Raw genomic sequence first — 19,935 nt, 5'->3', positions numbered from 1 at the left:
CGTGAAGCATATAAAAAACTTGTTACGATTAAATGTCTTTTAATTGAGCTAAGAACCGTTCAATCGTAAACGCAGCCATTCCTTTTACCGTTGAAAAGTTCTCGAGTTTCGCAAAATCGACGGTTAAATCTTGTTGGTGAAAGCCAATGGCACGGGAATGGATATAGTGCTCTATAGGAGGAATTAACCATTTTTGTAGGTCGCGTAAACGGTTTCCAATCAAAACAACTTCAGGATTAAAGATATTGATGATGTTTGTTAATCCGATGCCGATATACTCACCAACTTCTTCGAATAATTGAAGCACCTCTTGGTCGTGAGCCTCTGCTTTTTTAATCAGAGTATCCAATGATAAATCTTCATTCGCTTTGATCAAATGCCGTTTAACAGCATGTTCAAGTAGTACCTGCTCTGATGCATAGCGTTCAAAGCAACCTACGTTGCCACAACGACAAGATGTGCCATCTTTGACAATGGTCATGTGGCCAATTTCACCTGAAAATCCGCTTTTTCCTGTGTATAATTTACCATCTAAAATCATGCCTGCCCCAATTCCAATCCCAATACTGGCATATATCATATCCTTAGGTGGTTGCTTAAAGCCAAAGCGCATTTCACCGTATGCACCTGCGTTTGCTTCGTTTTCAATAAGAATAGGCAAATCAAAGACATCTTCTAACGCTTGCTTCAATTGGATGTTTTTCCAGTTTAAGTTGGGCGCAAGTAAAATTTCTCCCTCATGACTAACAACTGCAGGAACACCGACCCCAATTCCTATGACGCCATAACGGGACACAGGCGCATGTTTGATTAACTGCTCAATCAAATGAACGAGCGTTTCAAACACAAGGTCGAAGGTCGACTCTTTGACTTGTTTCTTTTCGACTTGAACAATTTCACCATTAAGATCAGTTAAAGCAGCTTGTATGTACCCAACACCTAAATCAACAGAAACGGTGAAACCTGCTTTTGCGTTAAACAGCAACATCACCGGTCGACGTCCCCCGCTTGAAGCACCGGGTCCTGATTCGGTTACAAACGCTTCATCAATCAATTCACTGACGAGAGAGGACACGGTACCTTTGTTCAATCCAGTGGACTGGGCCACGGCAGCTCTAGAGATTGGGGTATGATTGATAATTGTTGTTAAAACTAATGCTTTATTTTCTTGTTTAACTACATATTGATTCCAAGTCCGACTCATTTTGGCACTCTCTTTCTAAATTTTAGTTATGTTACATTTTACTTTATCATAGTTAGGTGAACAATTCACTACCTTTGTGCAACCTGTGGACAAACTTAAGTGGGGCTGTTATAATTTGGGCTACCTACGATTAACGAACGTGAAAGATTATTTTTTCTCTTCCTTATGCAAATGATGTAACCGCTATCACGCTTGCTGATTAGACTGTGTATGCATAGACAGACAATTAGCGTTTATCGGGATTAGCTGATCACTTAATGTGTGAGGGCTCTATTTTGCCTGCGCTTTTAAGATTTCACCTTTATTACGTTAACGCTGAGTGTAAGTCAGTCAAGAAATAATAGAGGTAGTGAGTACGGATTACATCAGAAAAGTCAGTTGTCTTTAATAAACTTCAATACACGAACCTTATATAGAAAGATAGATTTTTCTATAGTTAAGCCTAGCTGTGTTGAAAAATATTAAGACGATTTCTTCGTGATGAAAAAAGTTTGGTTTTATCGACCATGGTTTATTTTTTGTGTTCATTTTTCCACCATGCACGAAATTAACGAATCTAAAAGTTAACAACACTAAGACAGTGGCTCTATTTCGGAAAAAATGTCACGTTAAAAATGGTTTAGCTGGAAGCTGAATGAAAAAGCTACGTCTAAAATGGCGGTCAAACGATGCGATAGGTTTTTAATAAACGATATCAAAAATATACCTATATGGTATGATTAATGTAACATTACCTTGCGTTTAATGACGAGTTGTTATCTTAAGTTCGAAATGCTCCGACCTGATTTTGAGGAGTACTTTGTAAGACTAGAATTGATGAAATAGAATGCGAATCTTTTTTAGCTGAACAATAACACAGATTGAACAATGTAAATCCCTATCTTTTGAAATGGGATTAAACTAGGGAAGGTGTGAATGATTTTGATGCAATTCGATCCTCCGAAAAAAGGCATTTGGCATGATCAACCGGCAACACGCTGGGAAGAAGGTTTTGTACTTGGAAATGGGGAGATGGGCGCGATTGTTTTTGGCGATCCGAGGCATGATAGGTTAATTGGGAATCATGCGGATTTGTTTTTGCCTACATCGCATCAACAACCGACACCAGATCTGAGTGATTTGCTGCCGAAGGTTAGACAACTAATTGAAACAGATGGCTATCAAGCGGCCGTTGATTTTCAATTTAAAATGGCTACAGAAAGAGGTTATCAGGGCTTACAAATGAGTGATCCGTTTGTTCCTGCTTTTGAATTAGCGATTGATTTTCATATCAATAACGTCGCGCACTATAAGCGAGCTTTAAATTATCAAACTGGAGAAGCGTTGAGCTGCTATCTCGGAGATGGAGAGCAGATTCAAACACAAACCTTTGTCTCCAGACATGATAATCTGATTATCCATCGGATTAGAAACTTTGATGGAGCACTTAACTTAACGCTTTCTCCGCAAATCTATCAAAATGAAGCTCTATCCGGTCACTTTTATTATCAAGATTGTCAATTCAAATGGCATAATAAATACCGCCATAAAGAAGGTGGCTATACGGTAACGGCACAGCTCTTCACTCATCACGGTAAAGTAACAGAAGAAGATGACTTGTTGCATGTTACGGGTACCAAAGAGTTGATTGTTGTTTTTCGGATTGATTTATCTTTAATGGCACCGCCGATTAAGCAACTGACTCATGACTATCAGACCTTGTTTAGTCAACATGTTGTACGCCATCAATCGTTATTTGACCGTGTGCAACTTCATTTAAAACATGATAAAGATCCATCTGAAAACTTTTATACGCTGATGAGTGATGCAACGAATAGAGAGACATTACCGCTCACCTTGGTTGAGAAGATTTATGATGCAGGTAGGTACATGTACATTGCAAGTGCAGGCCATAAGACACCTAATTTACAGGGGATATGGAGTGGTGATTTCCAGCCCGCGTGGAGCGGGGATTATACCTTTGATACGAACGTTCAGTTATCAATTGCTCAAGCACTCTCAGGTAATCTAGAAGAAGGTTTGTTTGGTTTCTTTGACTTGGTTGAGTCGTTATTGCCTGATTTCAAGGAAAATGCAAAACGTTTTTTTAACAGTAGTGGAATCGTGTCATCGATTCATTCAAGCACACATGGTCATCATATTCATTGGAATAAAGATTGGCCATTGCATTACTGGACGTGTGGAGCAGGATGGTTAGGTCACTGGTTCTATCAATATTATCATTATACCGGTGATATTGACTTTTTGAGAGAAAGAACAGTGCCCTATCTAGAAGAGATTATCGCGTTTTACCAAGATTTCTTGACGATAGATGAAAGTGGCCATTATTTATTCCGGCCTTCTTATTCAGCAGAAAATGGGTGTGGAGATAATGCGACACAAGATATTGCTGTATTAAAAGAAGTTATCACAAATTTGATCACAAGTTACCAAGTGCTCGGTATAAAACCAGATCAAATAGCTATCCTTGAGAAAATGAAAGACCAGTTACCGCCCTATATGATTAATGAAGAGGGTGCCTTTAAAGAATGGTTAACACCTAATAAAGGAGAAGCCTATAATCATCGTCATTTTTCTCATCTATACCCGATCTTTCAGTCTCGCGAGTTTACCCAAAAGACTGATCCAATTTGGTTTAACGCATGTCAAGTCGCTTTTGATAAACGTAGGCGCGCATGGTTAGAGAGCGAAGAGGGCGATACCACCTCAACGCACGGTCGCATGCATAGTGCCTTACTTGCTACGCAGTTTCATATGCCGGAATTAGTCAAAGAAGTAATGATGATGGTATTGAAAAATAATTGTTTCTTTCCTTCGCTTATGATGAGCCACTATAATCAATTAGAGGTATTTAATGTTGATGGAAATGGCGCCTTTCCTCAAGTGATACATGAAATGTTGATTGATTATCATCATGATACCCTTTATCTTTTGCAAGCATTACCTGAAGAGATTTCTGCTGGTGAATTGAGTGGTGTGAAGTTACCGAACCAAATTAATGTCCTGCAGTTAAACTGGGATCTTGAGAAAAAATCACTTAGAGTCATGCTGATGAGTCCGGTAGAACAACGTTTAGCGCTTCGGTTTCCGCTATTTAAGCAAGCCAAACTGCACGGTGAGCTTGCAACAGAGCAATGTGTTGACTTGGTACGTGAACAAACGGTTGTGCTAGAATTTGAGCTTTAGTGTGATGTTAATTGAAGCAATAACGGGAGGATAGAGACGATGCGCTGGATAAAAGAGAAACTACTAGATCTGAAAATTAGTTATAAGTTAATGAGCGTTTATCTTCTTGTAACAGCCCTCCCTTTAATTTTAGTGGGTGTTCATCTGAATGTAAGTGTAAGAGATGTAGTAGTAAACAACGCAATTTTTGAAACAGAAGCGAATTTAGAAAAAATCGAACTTCAATTAGAGAATATTGTAAATCGAGTGACGCACATTTCAGATTTGATTTACTTAAATCGTGATTTAGATACTTTACTTCGTGGTGAGTATGAAACGACCTTTGAAATGTATCAGGCCTATGACCGATACCCCATCTTTAATGATTTCTTAAGGTTCTATGATGAACTTGAAAACATTCAATTTTTCATGGTTCGACCCATGATCTCAGATTCCTACTTTATTTCTGCTACTGAAGACATTACGAGTAGTGATTGGTTTGAACAAGCAAAAGCAAAAGAAGGGCGAATCAGTTGGATCATTAAAGAAGAACACTGGACAAGAGAGAAATACTTAACCCTAACCCGTGCTGTCTATGGCCAAAACGAACAATTTTTAGGTGTGTTAAATATATACGTTTCAATGGAGAAGATTAGACAAGTGGTAGATAGTGAGATTCATGAGGTGTATATAACTTTAGATAATCAAGAAATTATTTATTCAACCAATCAGGAGCAACAATTTCAACATCCAACCTTTATGCAGGGCCTTACCGGTGAAGATCGCACGTCAAATCTTATCTATGATGAAACGATTGATGGCGAAGAAGTAAAAGTGAATTTACACCGCTTACGTCCTGAAAAATCTCTTGAAAATGAGTTGCAGATAGCTACGTTAATACCGGTTGAAGTGTTAATGGAAGAACCAAACGCTATTTTTAAGCGGGGTTATTTGATTATGTTTGCTGCGCTAATTGTTTCAATCGTGGCTTTCCAGTTATTTATTAAAACCTTCAATTCCCGTATCAATACCCTGAAAAGTGCAATGGGACGGGTAGCGCGTGGGAAATTTAATATTGAGCCAAGGATAATTGGGAAAGATGAAATTGGGGAAGCATATGATCAACTGTATCAAACATCGCAAAGCTTACAGACGTTAATCGATGAAGTCTATGTTCATAAAATTAAGGAAGAGCGTTGGTATCGTCAGCAAAAAGAATCAGAGTTTAAAATGTTATCATCGCAAATTAATCCGCACTTTTTGTACAACACCTTGGAAATGATTCGAATGAAAGCATTGGTTAATGATGACCGAGAAGTTGCGACACTCATTAAAAAGTTATCTAAAATGATGCGAAGCGCCCTAGAACGTGTGGACCGTCCGGTACCGTTAGAAGATGAATTAGACTTGATCGAAACATATCTTGAAATTCAAGCGATGCGTTTTGGTGAGAAACTTAGTTATCACATGGATGTAAGGGGTTCAACCAAAGACGTTGTCTTGTTCCCGTTGTTGATTCAACCGCTTGTAGAAAATGCGATAATTCATGGGTTAGAGCCTAAGGAAGATCGCGGCCATTTGGTTGTCAACGTCGACATAGATGAACTATTAACGATTCAGGTCATCGATGACGGTGTTGGAATGGATTCAGAACGCTTGCAAAAGGTTAAAGATAATTTATCAGTAACTGATCACCTAGATGGAAAACGCATAGGTATTCGCAATGTTCATCAACGGATTCAACTTTTTTATGGTCAGGCATACGGTCTAACTCTTTCGTCTGAAAAAGGCGTAGGTACGACAATGACGATTCGACTACCGATTCAATAACCATAAACAATTTTCAGTGAAACAATCATAAGTGGAAAGGCGGTGGGACTATTATGTATCAAGTCATGTTGATTGATGATGAACCAATCATTCGCCAAGGGATGCGTTATGTGATCGATTGGGAATCCCAAGGGTTTAAAATCATTGGCGATTATGGTCAAGCAACTGAAGGATTAGAGGCTATCGTTACTAAGCAACCAGATTTGGTTTTTGTCGATATTAAAATGCCACGTTTAAGTGGCATTGATTTAGTGAAACAAGCACAACAAGCAGGGTTTGAAGGGGCATTTGTAATCTTATCCGGCTATTCGAATTTTGATTATGCAAAAGCATCGATTAAGTTGGGGGTACATGCCTACCTTTTAAAACCCATCGATGAAGATGAGTTAATAGGTTGTTTGCGTGATGTAAAACAGTCAATTGAAGAAAAAGCGACCATTACAGACCAATTAACAGCCTATGTCGCCCAAACGGAGCACGAGGCGTGGCGAGCCGTGATTGATGGACGTAAGCATGACTGGATGCGGTCGTCACATTTAGAAAACACGAATGGGCCTTTCTATGTGGCGGGAATCTTTATTAAGAAAGAAGTCAGCCGTTCGTTCATGAAACAAGTTTTTAACGACCATCAATTGTCTCAGGCGCGGGTTATTTTTAAAGAACAACGCATTTATCTTATTTATCAAGAACCGGTGAAAGCATCAGTAAAAGATGAGTTAAAACAAACATTAATCATGATTAAGAAGTTGATCGATCCAGATGCATTTAGTTGCTTAACAGACCAAATTGATACATTAGAGGGGATTCGTGAAGCGATTGAAACAATCGAGAGATTAGCTGATCTGGCTTATAGTCTACCATATCAAACCATTTACACAACGGCTATTACCGAAACGTCTAGCGAAAGCGTGTCATCTCTAAATGTGACTGAATTAGCAACAAAAGTAATTCAGGCGCTTGAATTTAAAGATTCGAGTATTATGTCAACTTTCAAACAAGCATTAACGCGCTACTTTCAATCACACTTAATGATTAAAGACCGTGTTCAAGCTGAAGTACTAGAATTAAGTTTACGCATCACGGATATGATACACAAACAATATCCTGATGTTGAATTACCGGCTAAAGAAGATTGGTTTGGACAGATATATTCAAGTGAGAGTCTCTTCGACTTGGTAGATGTTGTTTCCGGTGAATTTTGGAAAAGCCGATCACAGATTTCTGGTTTCAGTTTAACAAAAGAAAAAGACATGGAGAAAGTCGTAGGTTATATAGAACAGTATTATGCCGAAGATTTGAGTTTGAAATTACTCGCAGATTTATTTAACTACAATAGTTCATATCTAGGGAAAAAGTTTAAGAAACATACGGGTGTTTACTTCCACGTCTTTTTGGAACGCACCCGGATTGAAAAAGCAAAAGCATTACTTGAAAATCCAACCCTTAAAATTTATCAAGTATCAGAACAAGTTGGATATAACAACATGGATTATTTTTATAAGAAATTCAAAAAACATGTGGGAAAGAGTCCGAAAGAATACCAGAAATCAATCACAAGTGAGGGACTATCATGAACAACAATATAACCGATAAATTGGTTTACCAAATAGCGAGTACGATTTACAGCTTTTTCATTACCAATGTGTATTTTATGCTTGTAATCAGTCCGTTTATTTTCGTATTTTACTTTGCGGAATTCACAATTCAAAATATATTACTGTACTACATCACGTTACTTCCCTTTGGGCCAGCCTATAGTGCGTTGTTAAAGACGATGGATAAGTTAGTCACAGATAAACTGATTGCACCAACGAAAGATTTCTGGCGATTTTTTCGCCAGAATTTTAAACAAGCGCTACTCTACTGGTTTGTAAAATCAACAATCATTTTGATTTTACTCGTTGATATATACTATGCATCTCTATTTGCTCCATTTTTACAGTACGTCTTTTTCATCCTACTCTTTTTCATGGTGTTGATTATGATTTATGCCTTTCCAATTTTGACGCGGTTTGAAGTGGGATTAAAAAGTTTATTTGTCGTATCGGTTTACAGTGTCTTTCGTTTTGTTAAAGTGAGCTTATTAAACGTAACAACTGTGATCGCTTTTGGGATAATCTTTTATCAATTTCCAAGCTTTATTAGTTTATTTTTAATGAGTTTAATTAGTTTCTTTATGATGTATAACCTTCAAGGACCTTTAAACCTTTTAAGAGAAAACTTTCAAAAGAATGAAACAAGTCAAAAGGATAAGCAGGTGAAAAAATGATGACAAAAAGACAAGCAACATGGTTAGGAATAAGTGTGATTATACTCTTAGTCATCGTGTTAGCAGTATATAGACTAAGTAATAATGAGCCGGAACCGGAAGACGTAGACGAAGCACATGTCTTGATTGAGTCAATCGAAACCGTTAATAAACTAACAGTTGTGGCAGATCAGGGTTTTGAAATTGAACGGGTGGATGACCAGTGGCAAGTGAATGGTCGCGACGAGGATACACATCAGGCTTATGTCGAAGAAGCTTTAAACCGCCTGGGACAATGGCAGGGAGAAGCGGTAGATGTCATGAAAAAAGATGTAGGTTTAGATTTCCCTATGTTGGCATTGAAGATAGATAAGAGTGACTCAGAACTAAAGGTGTCAATTGGTCAGTTAAATCAATCAGAAACCGACTACTATGTCCATGACAGTGCAACGGATCAAATTTATTTGGTCGAACGTAGTTTAATAGAAAGCTTCCCCTATTACCAAGAAGCATTTTTAGATCAAACGTTACTATCAGACCTTGACCAAATCACTGAAATTGAGATAAGTAATGGAACAGAAATGATTCGTCTAACCAATCAAAATCCCTTTTCAGATCAAGAATCATTGGCGAATTTAACAGGGTGGTATATTAATGAACCCTTTAACTATACACATTTTACATCCTATTCTGTTACAGAGCAGTTGGTTCAACTATTAAATCAATTATCTTTTGAATCAACGACTACACTGTCAAAAGAAGATGAAGAACTAGGTTTGATGGAGACTGATTTTACAGTCCAATTTTCAGATGGCAGCAATGAAAAAAACCTTTTGATTGGTAAACCAGCAACGCCAACGAGTTATTACGGGGCTTTTGTTGAAGACACCGAGGTCTTTACTTTATCAAATGAGGTGGTTCGAATCTTTAGCACCCCTTCAGATGCCTTTCACGATGGGTTTGTTAAAGTAGTTGCGCTTGATACATTGCGTGAACTTTCAGTTAATAAGGACGGGGAGACTTACGCACTTCACGTGTCAAAAGAGGATGAAGCTGTTAGCTTTGAAAGTGATGGCGAATCACTTAATCCGGAAGAGGTGCGTCATGCGTACACAAATCTAGCGGGTATTACAGTAACTGGTGTTGTCAGTCAAGAGGACTTAGCAGAAACAAATCCTGAAATTACGATTATGTATCAGATTGAAACGGAAAATGGCAGTGATGAAGTCGAGGTCAAATTTGTAGATTATGATCCAGAGCATTATGTCGTCTTTATTAATGGTGTGCATGACTTTCTTGTTGAGAAAACAACAACAAATAATGTCGTTGACGCTATGAATCAATTGCTTAATGTGTCTGAATAAGTAAGCGATTTTTTTGAATGATAATAAACGAAGTATTTAAAACAAGTAAAAATAAGAGCTAGCTCTTATTTTTACTTGTTTTTATGTCTAATAAAAACGGCTTAGTAAAGGAATCACTATTTTTGAATGGTTTTTGTAGCTTATTCGCTAGGTTTTTGTTGTAAGCGGTTTCTTATACACTAGAGGTAGTTAATCAGTAGGGAGATTAAACGACCTTAAAATGTAAGGGAGAGAGAAAAATGAGTAAAAATTTGACACCAGTTACTCCAAGGGGAGCGCCGCTTGTACGCGGTAACAAGTCTCATAAGAACACGTATGCACCTCGGAAAAAATCATTTTGGAAACGACTTATGAATCAAAAAGCTTTACTGTTAATGTCGTTGCCATTCGTAATATGGCTCATTGTTTTTAGGTACATTCCTGTTTTAGGTTGGATTATGGCCTTTCAAGATTACAAGCCGCAAAATGGGTTTTTGGGAAACGAATGGGTAGGATTGAAGCATTTTAGAGATTTATTTAATGAACCTATTTTCTACAGAGCGTTAGAGAACACGATCGGAATGGGATTACTTGGTTTAGTATTCGGTACGATTTCAGCGATACTATTTGCCTTGATGTTGAACGAAATGCGATTTATTCGATTCAAAAAAATCACCCAAACAATCTCTTATTTGCCACACTTTGTTTCATGGGTCATTGTAGCAAATATTGTGACGACGATGCTCTCGCTTGAAGGCCCGATTAATGATTTACTGACATCACTAGGCATTTTTGATGGCCCGCTGAATTTCATGGCTCAACCTAATTTATTTTGGGGCATCGTAACATCCGCAGAGGTTTGGAAGTCAACGGGTTGGAACGCTATCATTTACTTTGCGGCAATGGCAGGAATTGATCCACAACTGTATGAAGCGGCAAAAGTTGATGGTGCTTCTCGTGTTAGACAGATGTGGCACATTACTTTACCAAGTATTCGCGCTGTCATCATTGTCCTGCTTATTCTGAGCATTGGAAATTTAATTAACATTGGTTTTGAAAAGCAAATGTTATTAGGTAATAATATTGTAACGGATAAAGCAATTGTTATTGATTTATACGCATTAAATTATGGTATTGGGATGTTCCGCTATTCATTTGGTACAGCCATTGGTATTTTCAAATCCGTTGTCAGTGTCATACTTATATTAATTGCAAATGGATTTGCAAAACGCATTGGTGAAGGACGCGTCTTTTAATTAACTCGATGTCTAACAAATGAGGAGGAGCAGAAAATGAAAAAACAAAAAGTTACTGCATTTGATATTGTCTTATTGGTTTTTATGGTCGGAGTTGTAGTCGTTACACTTTATCCATTTTTAAATATCTTAGCGATTTCTCTAAACGATGCCACAGATACAACAAGAGGTGGTTTACACATTTACCCGAGAGAATTCACTTGGGCAAATTATAGTCAAATATTTGGAGGGAACGACCGGTTGTTATCTGCCTTTGGTATGTCTGTGCTCCGTACAGTCGTTGGTACAATTACCGGAATTTTAGCAAGTACCATGCTTGCTTATACACTTAGTCGTCGGGATTTTGTTTTTAACAATCTTTTCAGTTTCATTCTCGTAATTACCATGTTCATTAGTGGGGGATTAATTCCTGAATTTCTACTGATTCGTGAACTTGGTTTAATGAATAATTTCTTAGTGTATATCTTACCTCTCTTGCTTAATGCCTTTAACGTTATTGTCATTAGGTCCTTCATGGACAACATACCAATGGCATTGACGGAGTCTGCTAAAATAGATGGGGCAAATGATTTCACGATTTTTTGGAAGATCGTCATTCCGTTATCATTGCCCGTTATTGCGACAGTTTCGTTATTCTTAGCTGTAGGGCAGTGGAACAACTGGTTTGATACCTATCTCTATGCGAGAGGAAATGCAAACTTGTCGACATTACAATTTGAGTTGATGAAAATATTAGATAATACGCAATTATCTTCAGGTGATATTACATCAGGAAATGCTGAATATGTTGCAGGTCAAACGAACCCACAATCAATTCAGATGGCGATTACGATTATTGCCACAGTCCCTATTTTAATGGTGTATCCGTTCTTGCAACGCTATTTTGTAACCGGTTTAACACTTGGGGCAGTAAAATCATAGCAAGTCAGTAAGACCGATACGGATATTAATGAAAATTAATATAAATATTTAAAATAATGGAGGGTTATCTTTATGAAAAAGCATTTATCAGTCCTACTCATGTTAGTTTTAGCAAGCATGCTTACCTTAGCGGCTTGTGGCGATGATTCAGCAAGTGACGAAAATGATAGTTCCGGTGAGAACGGCGGATCTGACGAGCCTGTTACGCTTACGTTTTTCAGTTCGGATGGTCAAGAAAAAGCATTTGACGATCCGGTTGCACAAAAAATCACTGAAGAAACAGGTGTTGTCTTAGAAATGGACTACCCTGTCGGGGGCAATGATGAAGCCATTCCACTAATGATTGCGGGTGGTGAGTATCCAGACTTAATCTTTGCTAAAGGTGATTTAGGTAAATTAATTGATGCTGGTGGTGTCATTAAACTTGATGACTTAATCGAGGAACGTGGCGACAACTTAAAAGCATTGTACGGTGATCAAATTGATCGCTTACGTAATTCATTAGATGATCCAAGTATCTATCAAGTTGGGACCTATGGTGTTGAAGATGAACCAATGAAAACATCAGGAACATTCCAAATGCAATTAGAAGTATTAAGAGAACTAGGTTATCCAGAAATCAACACACTAGAAGAGTTCGAAGACGCACTAACAACTTACTATGAGATGTACCCAGAAATTAACGGTCAAAAGACGTTACCTTTATCATTACAAGGATCAGATTGGCGTTGGCTAATTACTGTTGGTAACCCAGCTGGGTTTGCCGGTGGTTTTCCAGATGATGGCCAATGGGTCATAGATAATGATACTGGCGAAACAACCTACAAGTTCATGCTTCCTGAATTCAAAGAATACTTTGAATGGTTAAATGGAATGAATGCAAAAGGTTTGCTTGATCCAGAATCATTTACGCAAACGCAAGATACCTATATTTCTAAATTATCAACGGGTCGTGTACTGTCGGTTGCTGACCAAGATTGGAACATTGGTGATGCACGTAGTGCCTTAATCCAAGATGGTATGGAAAACCGCACCTTTGCACCACTTCCTGTTACGTTAGATGAATCTAAAACCCACCAAGGGCTTAAAGATTATGGTTTTGCCGGTGGCTGGGGGATTGCAATCTCTTCAACATCTGAAAATCAAGAACTTGCTTTTGATTTCTTAGACTGGATGGCTTCAGAAGAAGCGCAGATCTTAGTTAACTGGGGAATTGAAGGAGAGCACTATGAAATGGTTGATGGCGAACGTGTGATGTTCGAGGAGGTACGTGAGAGCTTAAATACGAACAGTGACTATCCACGTGAATCTGGTGTGGGTTACTATATCTATCCATTCCCGCAATGGGGAACGGGTGCTGTAGATTCAAATGGTCAATCGATTACCAGAGATACGCGCGAACAAGTGATTGATGATTTACTTGAACCTGAGCAAGAAGCATTAGATGCTTACGATATTGAACTTTGGGTTGATGGCTTCCCACAACGTGATGAATTAGAAGTTTCTCGTCACGGTGCAGCAGCTAACTTCTCTATTCCGTCAGGTTCTGATATTCAGATCATTCAACAACGTGCGGATGATATTACAGAACAACGTGTGACTGAAGCTGTTCTTGCTGAACCAAGTGAATTTGATCAACTTTGGGATGCAATGATTGCTGAGCTTGAAGAAGCAGGCGTCCAACAATTGAATGAAGAAATGACTGAATTAACTCAAAATGTCCGTGAACTTTGGGGCACGAATTAATTCATGAAAGTAAGATAACTTAAGGGGGTCTAATTCCGAAGGGAATTAGACTCACCTTGTTATACATAGGTGAGCATTCATGTCTGCAAGACGCACTGTTGATGACCGATCATGACTCACCATATTAACATGATTTATCCCAATAAAGCTAAAAACCAATGGCTCAAGGAGGACGATAGCAATGAAATTTACTGATGGAAATTGGCTTGTGAAAGAAGGATATACCATTCATTTTCCGAAGATTGTTTATGATACACAAATAGAAGAGGAAGCAGTCACCTTGTATGCCCCGTGCAAATACATTAATCACCGAGGCGATACGTTAGATGGCCCCCTCTTAACTATTAAATTAACCGCGCCACTGAAAGATGTCATACGCGTTGAAACGTGGCACTACCAAGGTGAACGCGTTAAATATCCTAACTTTGAGCTCAGTGAGCGTTTGGAAAGATTGGTTGTTGATGAGTCGGATGAATTATTAACCTTTAATAGCGGCAGTATGCAGGTGACCATTAATAAAGAAAACTTTGCCATGATTTTTGAAAATGCAGTCGGTGAGTTATCGGTTGCTGACGGAAAATCATTGGCATGGATTGAAGCACCAAACGATACAACGTATATGCGTGGCCAACTGAAATTAGGTGTTGGCGAAACGCTATACGGTTTAGGCGAACGGTTCACCCCGTTTGTTAAGAATGGGCAATCTGTTGACATTTGGAACGAAGATGGTGGTACAAGCTCTGAACAGTCGTATAAGAACATTCCGTTTTTCCTTTCAAATAAAGGGTACGGTGTATTTGTCAATCATCCTGAACGGGTAAGTTTTGAACTGGGATCTGAACTTGTTTCGCGCTCACAATGGAGCGTTAAGGGTGAGAAATTAGATTATTACTTAATAAATGGGCCTACGCCAAAGGAAGTAATTAGCCGATATACAGCTTTAACTGGTCGTCCGGCTTTACCACCGTCATGGTCATTTGGCTTATGGTTATCAACCTCTTTTACAACAGACTACAATGAGGAGACAGTCACACACTTTGTTGATGGGATGGCAGCGCGTGGGATACCACTTAGTGTCTTTCACTTTGATTGCTTTTGGATGGAAGGCTTTGAGTGGACTAACTTTATCTGGGATAAAAAGAATTTTCCAGATCCAGAGGGTATGCTTAAGCGTTTAAAAGAAAAAGACTTGCAAATATGTGTATGGATCAATCCGTATATTGCGCAGAAATCCCCATTGTTTAAAGAGGCGCATGAACAGGGCTATCTCATTAAAAAAACAAATGGGGATACGTGGCAGTGGGATCGTTGGCAAGCCGGGATGGGTATCGTTGATTTCACTAATCCTGAGGCCGTAATTTGGTATCAAAATCATTTACGTCGTTTGGTGGCGATGGGTGTTGATTCATTCAAGACAGACTTTGGTGAACGCATTCCGCTCGATGTTGTCTACCACGATGGCTCAGACCCGGATAAAATGCATAATTATTATGCGCAACTTTATAATCAAGTGGTTTTTGATTTATTAATCGAAGAGAAAGGTGAAAAAGATGCAGTTGTATTTGCCCGCTCTGCAACAGCTGGAGGGCAACAATACCCTGTTCATTGGGGTGGAGACTGTGATTCGACTTATGAAGCGATGGCTGAGAGTCTACGTGGTGGTTTGTCGCTTACGACTTCTGGTTTTGGTTATTGGAGCCATGATATTGGTGGGTTTGAGAACACGGCTTCTCCAGATGTCTTTAAACGCTGGACGCAATTTGGCTTACTTTCGAGTCATAGTCGTTTCCACGGCAGCTCATCTTACCGGGTACCTTGGAACTTTGATGACGAAGCTGTTGAGGTGGCTAAACAATTTACTGAGTTTAAAAATCGGTTAATGCCTTACCTGTATGGTGAAGCGGTCCGAAATAATCAAACGGGTATCCCAGTGATGCGGAGCATGCATGTAGAATTTCCTGGTGATCCGTTATGTGATACGTTAGATCGTCAATACATGCTTGGCTGTGATATCTTAGTTGCACCAATCTTTAATAAAGAAGGATTAGCCTCGTACTATTTACCGAAGGGTAAATGGACACACCTACTGACGGGTGTGGAGAAACAAGGAGGAAGTTGGATTAAGGAGCATTACAGTTATCAGAGTCTGCCATTATTCGTGCGAGAAAACAGTGTGGTTCCTTTTGGTGCGGATGCGTTTAAACCGGCCTACGACTATCTTGATGATGTGACGTTGACGATCTATCATTTGGATGAAGGTATGACTAAAGAAGTACCCATTTATGATCAGAACGGTGAATTAGCAGCTACTTTTAATTTGATAAAAGAAAACGAGAGACTTGCCGTCACAACCACAAGTGACAAACCCTACCACTTGCACTTAATAAGTGCAGAAAACGTAAAAAACTCACCGAATACAGTTGAAAAAACAGCTAGCGGTGTAAAAATTATAGACATAATCGGTGATATGACGTTGGATCTTTAATAACAACTGTGAAAATCATCCCCCTTCGGCCACGGTAATGATTAATACGGCTTGAGGGGGATTTTTTCAGTAAATAAAAGCAACGGTTGTTAATGTATGTATGCTATTATGATGAGTAGAAGAAGGAAGCATCTATTTTTTAAACGTCTTTAGCAGGAGGTGAAAACAATCGGACTAAGAGAAACATTAAAAGGAATGACGAAGAAAGATCAAATCGATTATATTTGGGAATACTATAAGGGGTGGATACTGGGGAGCCTGCTCCTTGGTGTGTTATTGTTTTTGTTTATCGATGGTTTATTGAATAAAGATGACGAACCGTTGGGTGTAACTGTACTATCGGACGCGACAGTTGAAGAAATAAATGGGTTAACGGATGATCTCGATGCATTCGGTGTCGAGGCTTACCTTAATCATATTTATCATGAAGGAGGTAGATTGGAAGATCAAGGTTTACAAATATTAGAGCGCCTCTCGACATCATTAGCTGTTGGCCAAATCGATATTTTTGTACTTGATCAAGCGCTTGCTAGTGAGATGCTTGAAGAGGATATGTTCAAACCATTAGATGAAGTGATCACAAATGCGGCATCCATTCCTGAGGCGGAACGATTTACTGATGCTGGGAACTATTATGGCATCAAGGCGAGTGCATTTAGTCTCTTTGATGCGTATCCTAATTTGAAAGATTTATATCTGTTTGTCCCACAAACTGCGCGTCATCCGGAAGAAATAAATCAGTTTTTTGAAAAATATATAAAAGAGTCAATTTCATAATTTGTTCTTTGTAATCTTTAATAGATGAGCCTTCCTAATATTTACAGCTGTTAAACAAGTATGAAGATGTAGCAAAGCAGGACAATAACCGGTGGAATGATACCAAAAGGTGAAGCATCGATTAAATATGTTGAATTTAATCAATAGACGAAATATAATTTTTATCATTAAAACGTGACTGAGATGCGTTTGGAGCCAAGAGAGAAAATACGAGCTATAAAACTAGGGAAGTCCACCTGTTAGCTAATAATAAACACGACTCGGCAATTTGGCGCGGTCGTGTTTTTACATATTTAATTAAAATAGCTGATTCTTGTCTTTAATATAGACAAATGTTATGATAACACATAGACAATTAGGCTTTTGGCAAGCTATTTTACTGACTAGAGGAGCGTATCAAATGCGTGGAATATTAAAAAAAATGTTTGATGGGAACCAGCGTCAACTGAATCAAATTCAACCGACGGTGGATCAAATTGAGGCGTTAGAACCTCAGTTATTACAACTGACTGATCAACAATTACAAGATAAAACAGCTGAATTTAAGCAACGCTTAGATAAAGGTGAAACGTTAGATGACTTATTGATAGAAGCATATGCAGTGGTTCGTGAAGCATCTAAACGGGTGCTAGGCATGCGACCATTTCCAGTTCAATTAACTGGTGCGATTGTTTTACATGGCGGTAACATTGCTGAAATGAAAACAGGTGAAGGTAAAACATTAGCGTCGACGATGCCGGCATACTTAAATGCACTGTCGGGTGAAGGTGTCCATATTATCACCGTCAATGAATATTTAGCTGACCGTGATGCGAAAGAAATGGGCGAGCTGTTTAAGTTTTTAGGATTAACAGTAGGCTTGAATGTTAATAGCCTCACCAAAGAGCAAAAACGTGAAGCGTATTTAGCTGATGTTACCTACGGAACAAATAATGAGTTTGGTTTTGATTATTTAAGAGATAACATGGTGTTATACAAAGAGAAGATGGTACAACGCCCGCTTAACTTTGCGATTATTGATGAGGTCGATTCAATCTTAATTGATGAAGCGCGAACACCGTTAATTATTTCAGGTTCACAACGAAAATCGGCAAATCTTTATCAACAAGCTAATGGCTTTGTCCGAACTTTAAAGCGTGAGGAAGACTATACCTATGATGAAAAAACAAAAGGTGTGCAGTTAACGGAAGACGGGATTACAAAAGCGGAAAACTATTTTAGTGTGGATAATCTTTTTGATGTCAAGCACGTGACGCTAACGCATCATATTAATCAAGCCTTAAAAGCACATGCGTCAATGCATCGCGATACAGATTATGTCATAGAAGAAAATCAAGTTGTTATCGTTGACCAATTTACTGGACGTCTGATGAAAGGACGTCGCTACAGTGATGGTTTGCACCAGGCGATTGAAGCAAAAGAAGGCCTGGAAATTCAAAATGAAAGCATGACCTTGGCATCGATTACCTTTCAAAACTTCTTCCGTATGTACAACAAGTTGTCAGGGATGACAGGTACAGCTAAAACAGAAGAAGAAGAATTTCGTAATATTTACAACATGGATGTTGTTGCGATTCCAACAAATAAACCGATTGTCAGAGACGATCGCCCGGATTTGATTTTCAAAACCATGGAAGGTAAATTCAAGGCAGTCACTGAAGAAATTAAACACCGCCATGACAACGGTCAACCGGTTCTTGTTGGTACGGTTGCGGTTGAAACGTCGGAGTTAATTTCCCAGTTGTTAAAAAAACGCGGTGTTCCTCACAACGTTTTAAATGCGAAAAATCATTACCGTGAGGCAGACATTATTGAAAATGCTGGTCAGCTCGGATCAGTAACAATTGCGACGAACATGGCTGGCCGTGGGACGGATATTAAACTAGGTGATGGCGTTAAGGCAGTTGGCGGTCTATCAGTAATCGGTACAGAACGTCATGAATCACGCCGGATTGATAATCAATTGCGTGGACGTTCAGGGCGTCAAGGCGATCCTGGTGTGACGCAGTTCTATCTTTCAATGGAAGATGACTTAATGCGTCGTTTTGGTTCAGATAACATGAAAGCGATGATGGATCGCTTTAAAATGGATGATAGTCAACCAATCGAGAGTAAAATGGTTTCAAAAGCTGTTGAATCAGCACAGAAGCGTGTCGAAGGTAATAACTTTGACGCACGTAAGAACGTCTTAAGTTATGATGATGTCCTACGTGAACAACGTGAAATCATCTATGCCCAGCGTTATGAAGTTATTGATTCAGATAACTTGAAAGATATTGCCCTGCGTATGATCGGTTCGGTAGTTGAAAACCAAGTTGCACTTCACACCCAAGAAGATGATGTTGCTAAATGGGAATTAACTGGATTGACCGAATACCTCCATGCAAATCTGATTGAAAGCAATTACTTGACGAAACAAGATTTAGAAGGCAAGTCAGCTGATGAGATGATTGCGTTCATTATGAACCAAGTAAACATAAAGTATGACGCAAAAGAAGCTGACATGGGTGAAGACCGGATGCGTGAATTTGAGAAAGTGATCATGTTGCGAGTCGTTGATACGAAATGGATGGATCATATTGATCAAATGGATCAATTACGTCAAGGCATCCACTTACGGGCTTATGCACAAAATGATCCGTTAAGAGAGTATCAATTAGAGGGATTCAATATGTTTAATGCGATGGTCGAGTCAATTAATGAAGATGCCGCACGTTATATTATGAAAGCTCAAGTACGTGAAAACTTAGAGCGCCAAGAAGTGGCTAAAAATCAGACAGCGGTTTCTGGTAGCGATGGTAAAAAACCGAAGAAAAAGCAGCCATTTGTTAAATCTGACAGTGTCGGACGAAATGATCCTTGTCCGTGTGGAAGTGGTAAGAAATATAAAAACTGTCACGGACGTTAAAGAAAGCAGAGGTGGGCATCCAGCGCGGATGTCCATTTGTATGTGAATCGAA

The 19,935-nt window shown here is 38.9% G+C and carries 12 protein-coding genes; 11 read left to right on the top strand and 1 reads right to left on the bottom strand.

The window, feature by feature from the left end:
* Positions 1 to 28: 28 nt before the first annotated feature.
* Positions 29 to 1,204 (bottom strand): ROK family protein, encoded by a 1,176-nt coding sequence (locus tag DES38_RS06430; protein ID WP_110251279.1) that lies wholly within the window; start codon positions 1,202 to 1,204, stop codon positions 29 to 31.
* Positions 1,205 to 2,128: 924 nt separating this feature from the next.
* On the opposite strand from DES38_RS06430, the gene DES38_RS06425 reads away from it, so the two are divergent.
* The 11 genes from DES38_RS06425 to secA all read left to right on the top strand — a co-directional run bounded on the left by DES38_RS06425 (position 2,129) and on the right by secA (position 19,883).
* Positions 2,129 to 4,390, top strand: a complete 2,262-nt coding sequence (locus tag DES38_RS06425) for a glycosyl hydrolase family 95 catalytic domain-containing protein (protein ID WP_245881976.1) — start codon at positions 2,129 to 2,131, stop codon at positions 4,388 to 4,390.
* A 39-nt stretch (positions 4,391 to 4,429) separates the two neighbouring features.
* On the top strand, positions 4,430 to 6,199 hold the full coding sequence (locus tag DES38_RS06420; RefSeq protein WP_110251277.1) for a cache domain-containing sensor histidine kinase: 1,770 nt from the start codon (positions 4,430 to 4,432) through the stop codon (positions 6,197 to 6,199).
* Positions 6,200 to 6,252: 53 nt separating this feature from the next.
* Positions 6,253 to 7,773 (top strand): response regulator, encoded by a 1,521-nt coding sequence (locus DES38_RS06415; RefSeq protein ID WP_110251276.1) that lies wholly within the window; start codon positions 6,253 to 6,255, stop codon positions 7,771 to 7,773.
* A complete protein-coding gene (locus DES38_RS06410) occupies positions 7,770 to 8,468 on the top strand; it encodes a YesL family protein (protein WP_110251275.1) in 699 nt (232 codons plus the stop codon). The genes DES38_RS06415 and DES38_RS06410 overlap by 4 nt, the downstream gene beginning before the upstream one ends.
* A complete protein-coding gene (locus tag DES38_RS06405) occupies positions 8,465 to 9,811 on the top strand; it encodes a DUF4340 domain-containing protein (protein WP_110251274.1) in 1,347 nt (448 codons plus the stop codon). The genes DES38_RS06410 and DES38_RS06405 overlap by 4 nt, the downstream gene beginning before the upstream one ends.
* 239 nt (positions 9,812 to 10,050) lie before the next feature.
* Positions 10,051 to 11,046, top strand: coding sequence for an ABC transporter permease (locus DES38_RS06400; protein WP_110251273.1), 996 nt, complete (start codon positions 10,051 to 10,053; stop codon positions 11,044 to 11,046).
* A gap of 36 nt (positions 11,047 to 11,082) precedes the next feature.
* The gene (locus DES38_RS06395) at positions 11,083 to 11,967 is read left to right on the top strand and encodes a carbohydrate ABC transporter permease (protein ID WP_110251272.1); all 885 of its coding nucleotides are present in this window, start codon (positions 11,083 to 11,085) and stop codon (positions 11,965 to 11,967) included.
* Between the two features lie 72 nt (positions 11,968 to 12,039).
* Positions 12,040 to 13,713 carry an ABC transporter substrate-binding protein gene (locus DES38_RS06390; RefSeq protein ID WP_110251271.1) on the top strand — a complete coding sequence of 558 codons (1,674 nt, stop codon included), beginning with the start codon at positions 12,040 to 12,042 and terminating at the stop codon, positions 13,711 to 13,713.
* A gap of 181 nt (positions 13,714 to 13,894) precedes the next feature.
* Complete coding sequence (yicI, locus tag DES38_RS06385) at positions 13,895 to 16,198, top strand: alpha-xylosidase (RefSeq protein WP_110251270.1); 2,304 nt, start codon at positions 13,895 to 13,897, stop codon at positions 16,196 to 16,198.
* Positions 16,199 to 16,357: 159 nt separating this feature from the next.
* Entirely contained in the window at positions 16,358 to 16,975 is a 618-nt protein-coding gene (locus DES38_RS06380) for a hypothetical protein (protein ID WP_110251269.1), read from the top strand.
* Between the two features lie 400 nt (positions 16,976 to 17,375).
* A complete protein-coding gene (gene secA, locus DES38_RS06375; protein WP_110251268.1) occupies positions 17,376 to 19,883 on the top strand; it encodes a preprotein translocase subunit SecA in 2,508 nt (835 codons plus the stop codon).
* Positions 19,884 to 19,935 lie beyond the last annotated feature (52 nt).

Source organism: Streptohalobacillus salinus (assembly GCF_003201605.1).
GTDB lineage: Bacteria > Bacillota > Bacilli > Bacillales > Amphibacillaceae > Streptohalobacillus > Streptohalobacillus salinus.
The sequence above is the reverse complement of the archived record's forward strand: the minus strand, read 5'-3'. Positions and strand labels throughout refer to the sequence as shown.

What these genes read in the sequence shown, in the direction of transcription:
- yicI (WP_110251270.1), top strand. Translation starts at nt 13,895, where the DNA reads ATGAAATTTACTGATGGAAATTGGCTTGTGAAAGAAGGATATACCATT.
- DES38_RS06400 (WP_110251273.1), top strand. Translation starts at nt 10,051, where the DNA reads ATGAGTAAAAATTTGACACCAGTTACTCCAAGGGGAGCGCCGCTTGTA.
- DES38_RS06405 (WP_110251274.1), top strand. Translation starts at nt 8,465, where the DNA reads ATGATGACAAAAAGACAAGCAACATGGTTAGGAATAAGTGTGATTATA.
- DES38_RS06395 (WP_110251272.1), top strand. Translation starts at nt 11,083, where the DNA reads ATGAAAAAACAAAAAGTTACTGCATTTGATATTGTCTTATTGGTTTTT.
- DES38_RS06425 (WP_245881976.1), top strand. Translation starts at nt 2,129, where the DNA reads ATGCAATTCGATCCTCCGAAAAAAGGCATTTGGCATGATCAACCGGCA.
- DES38_RS06390 (WP_110251271.1), top strand. Translation starts at nt 12,040, where the DNA reads ATGAAAAAGCATTTATCAGTCCTACTCATGTTAGTTTTAGCAAGCATG.
- DES38_RS06410 (WP_110251275.1), top strand. Translation starts at nt 7,770, where the DNA reads ATGAACAACAATATAACCGATAAATTGGTTTACCAAATAGCGAGTACG.
- DES38_RS06415 (WP_110251276.1), top strand. Translation starts at nt 6,253, where the DNA reads ATGTATCAAGTCATGTTGATTGATGATGAACCAATCATTCGCCAAGGG.
- secA (WP_110251268.1), top strand. Translation starts at nt 17,376, where the DNA reads ATGCGTGGAATATTAAAAAAAATGTTTGATGGGAACCAGCGTCAACTG.
- DES38_RS06420 (WP_110251277.1), top strand. Translation starts at nt 4,430, where the DNA reads ATGCGCTGGATAAAAGAGAAACTACTAGATCTGAAAATTAGTTATAAG.
- DES38_RS06430 (WP_110251279.1), bottom strand. Translation starts at nt 1,204, where the DNA reads ATGAGTCGGACTTGGAATCAATATGTAGTTAAACAAGAAAATAAAGCA.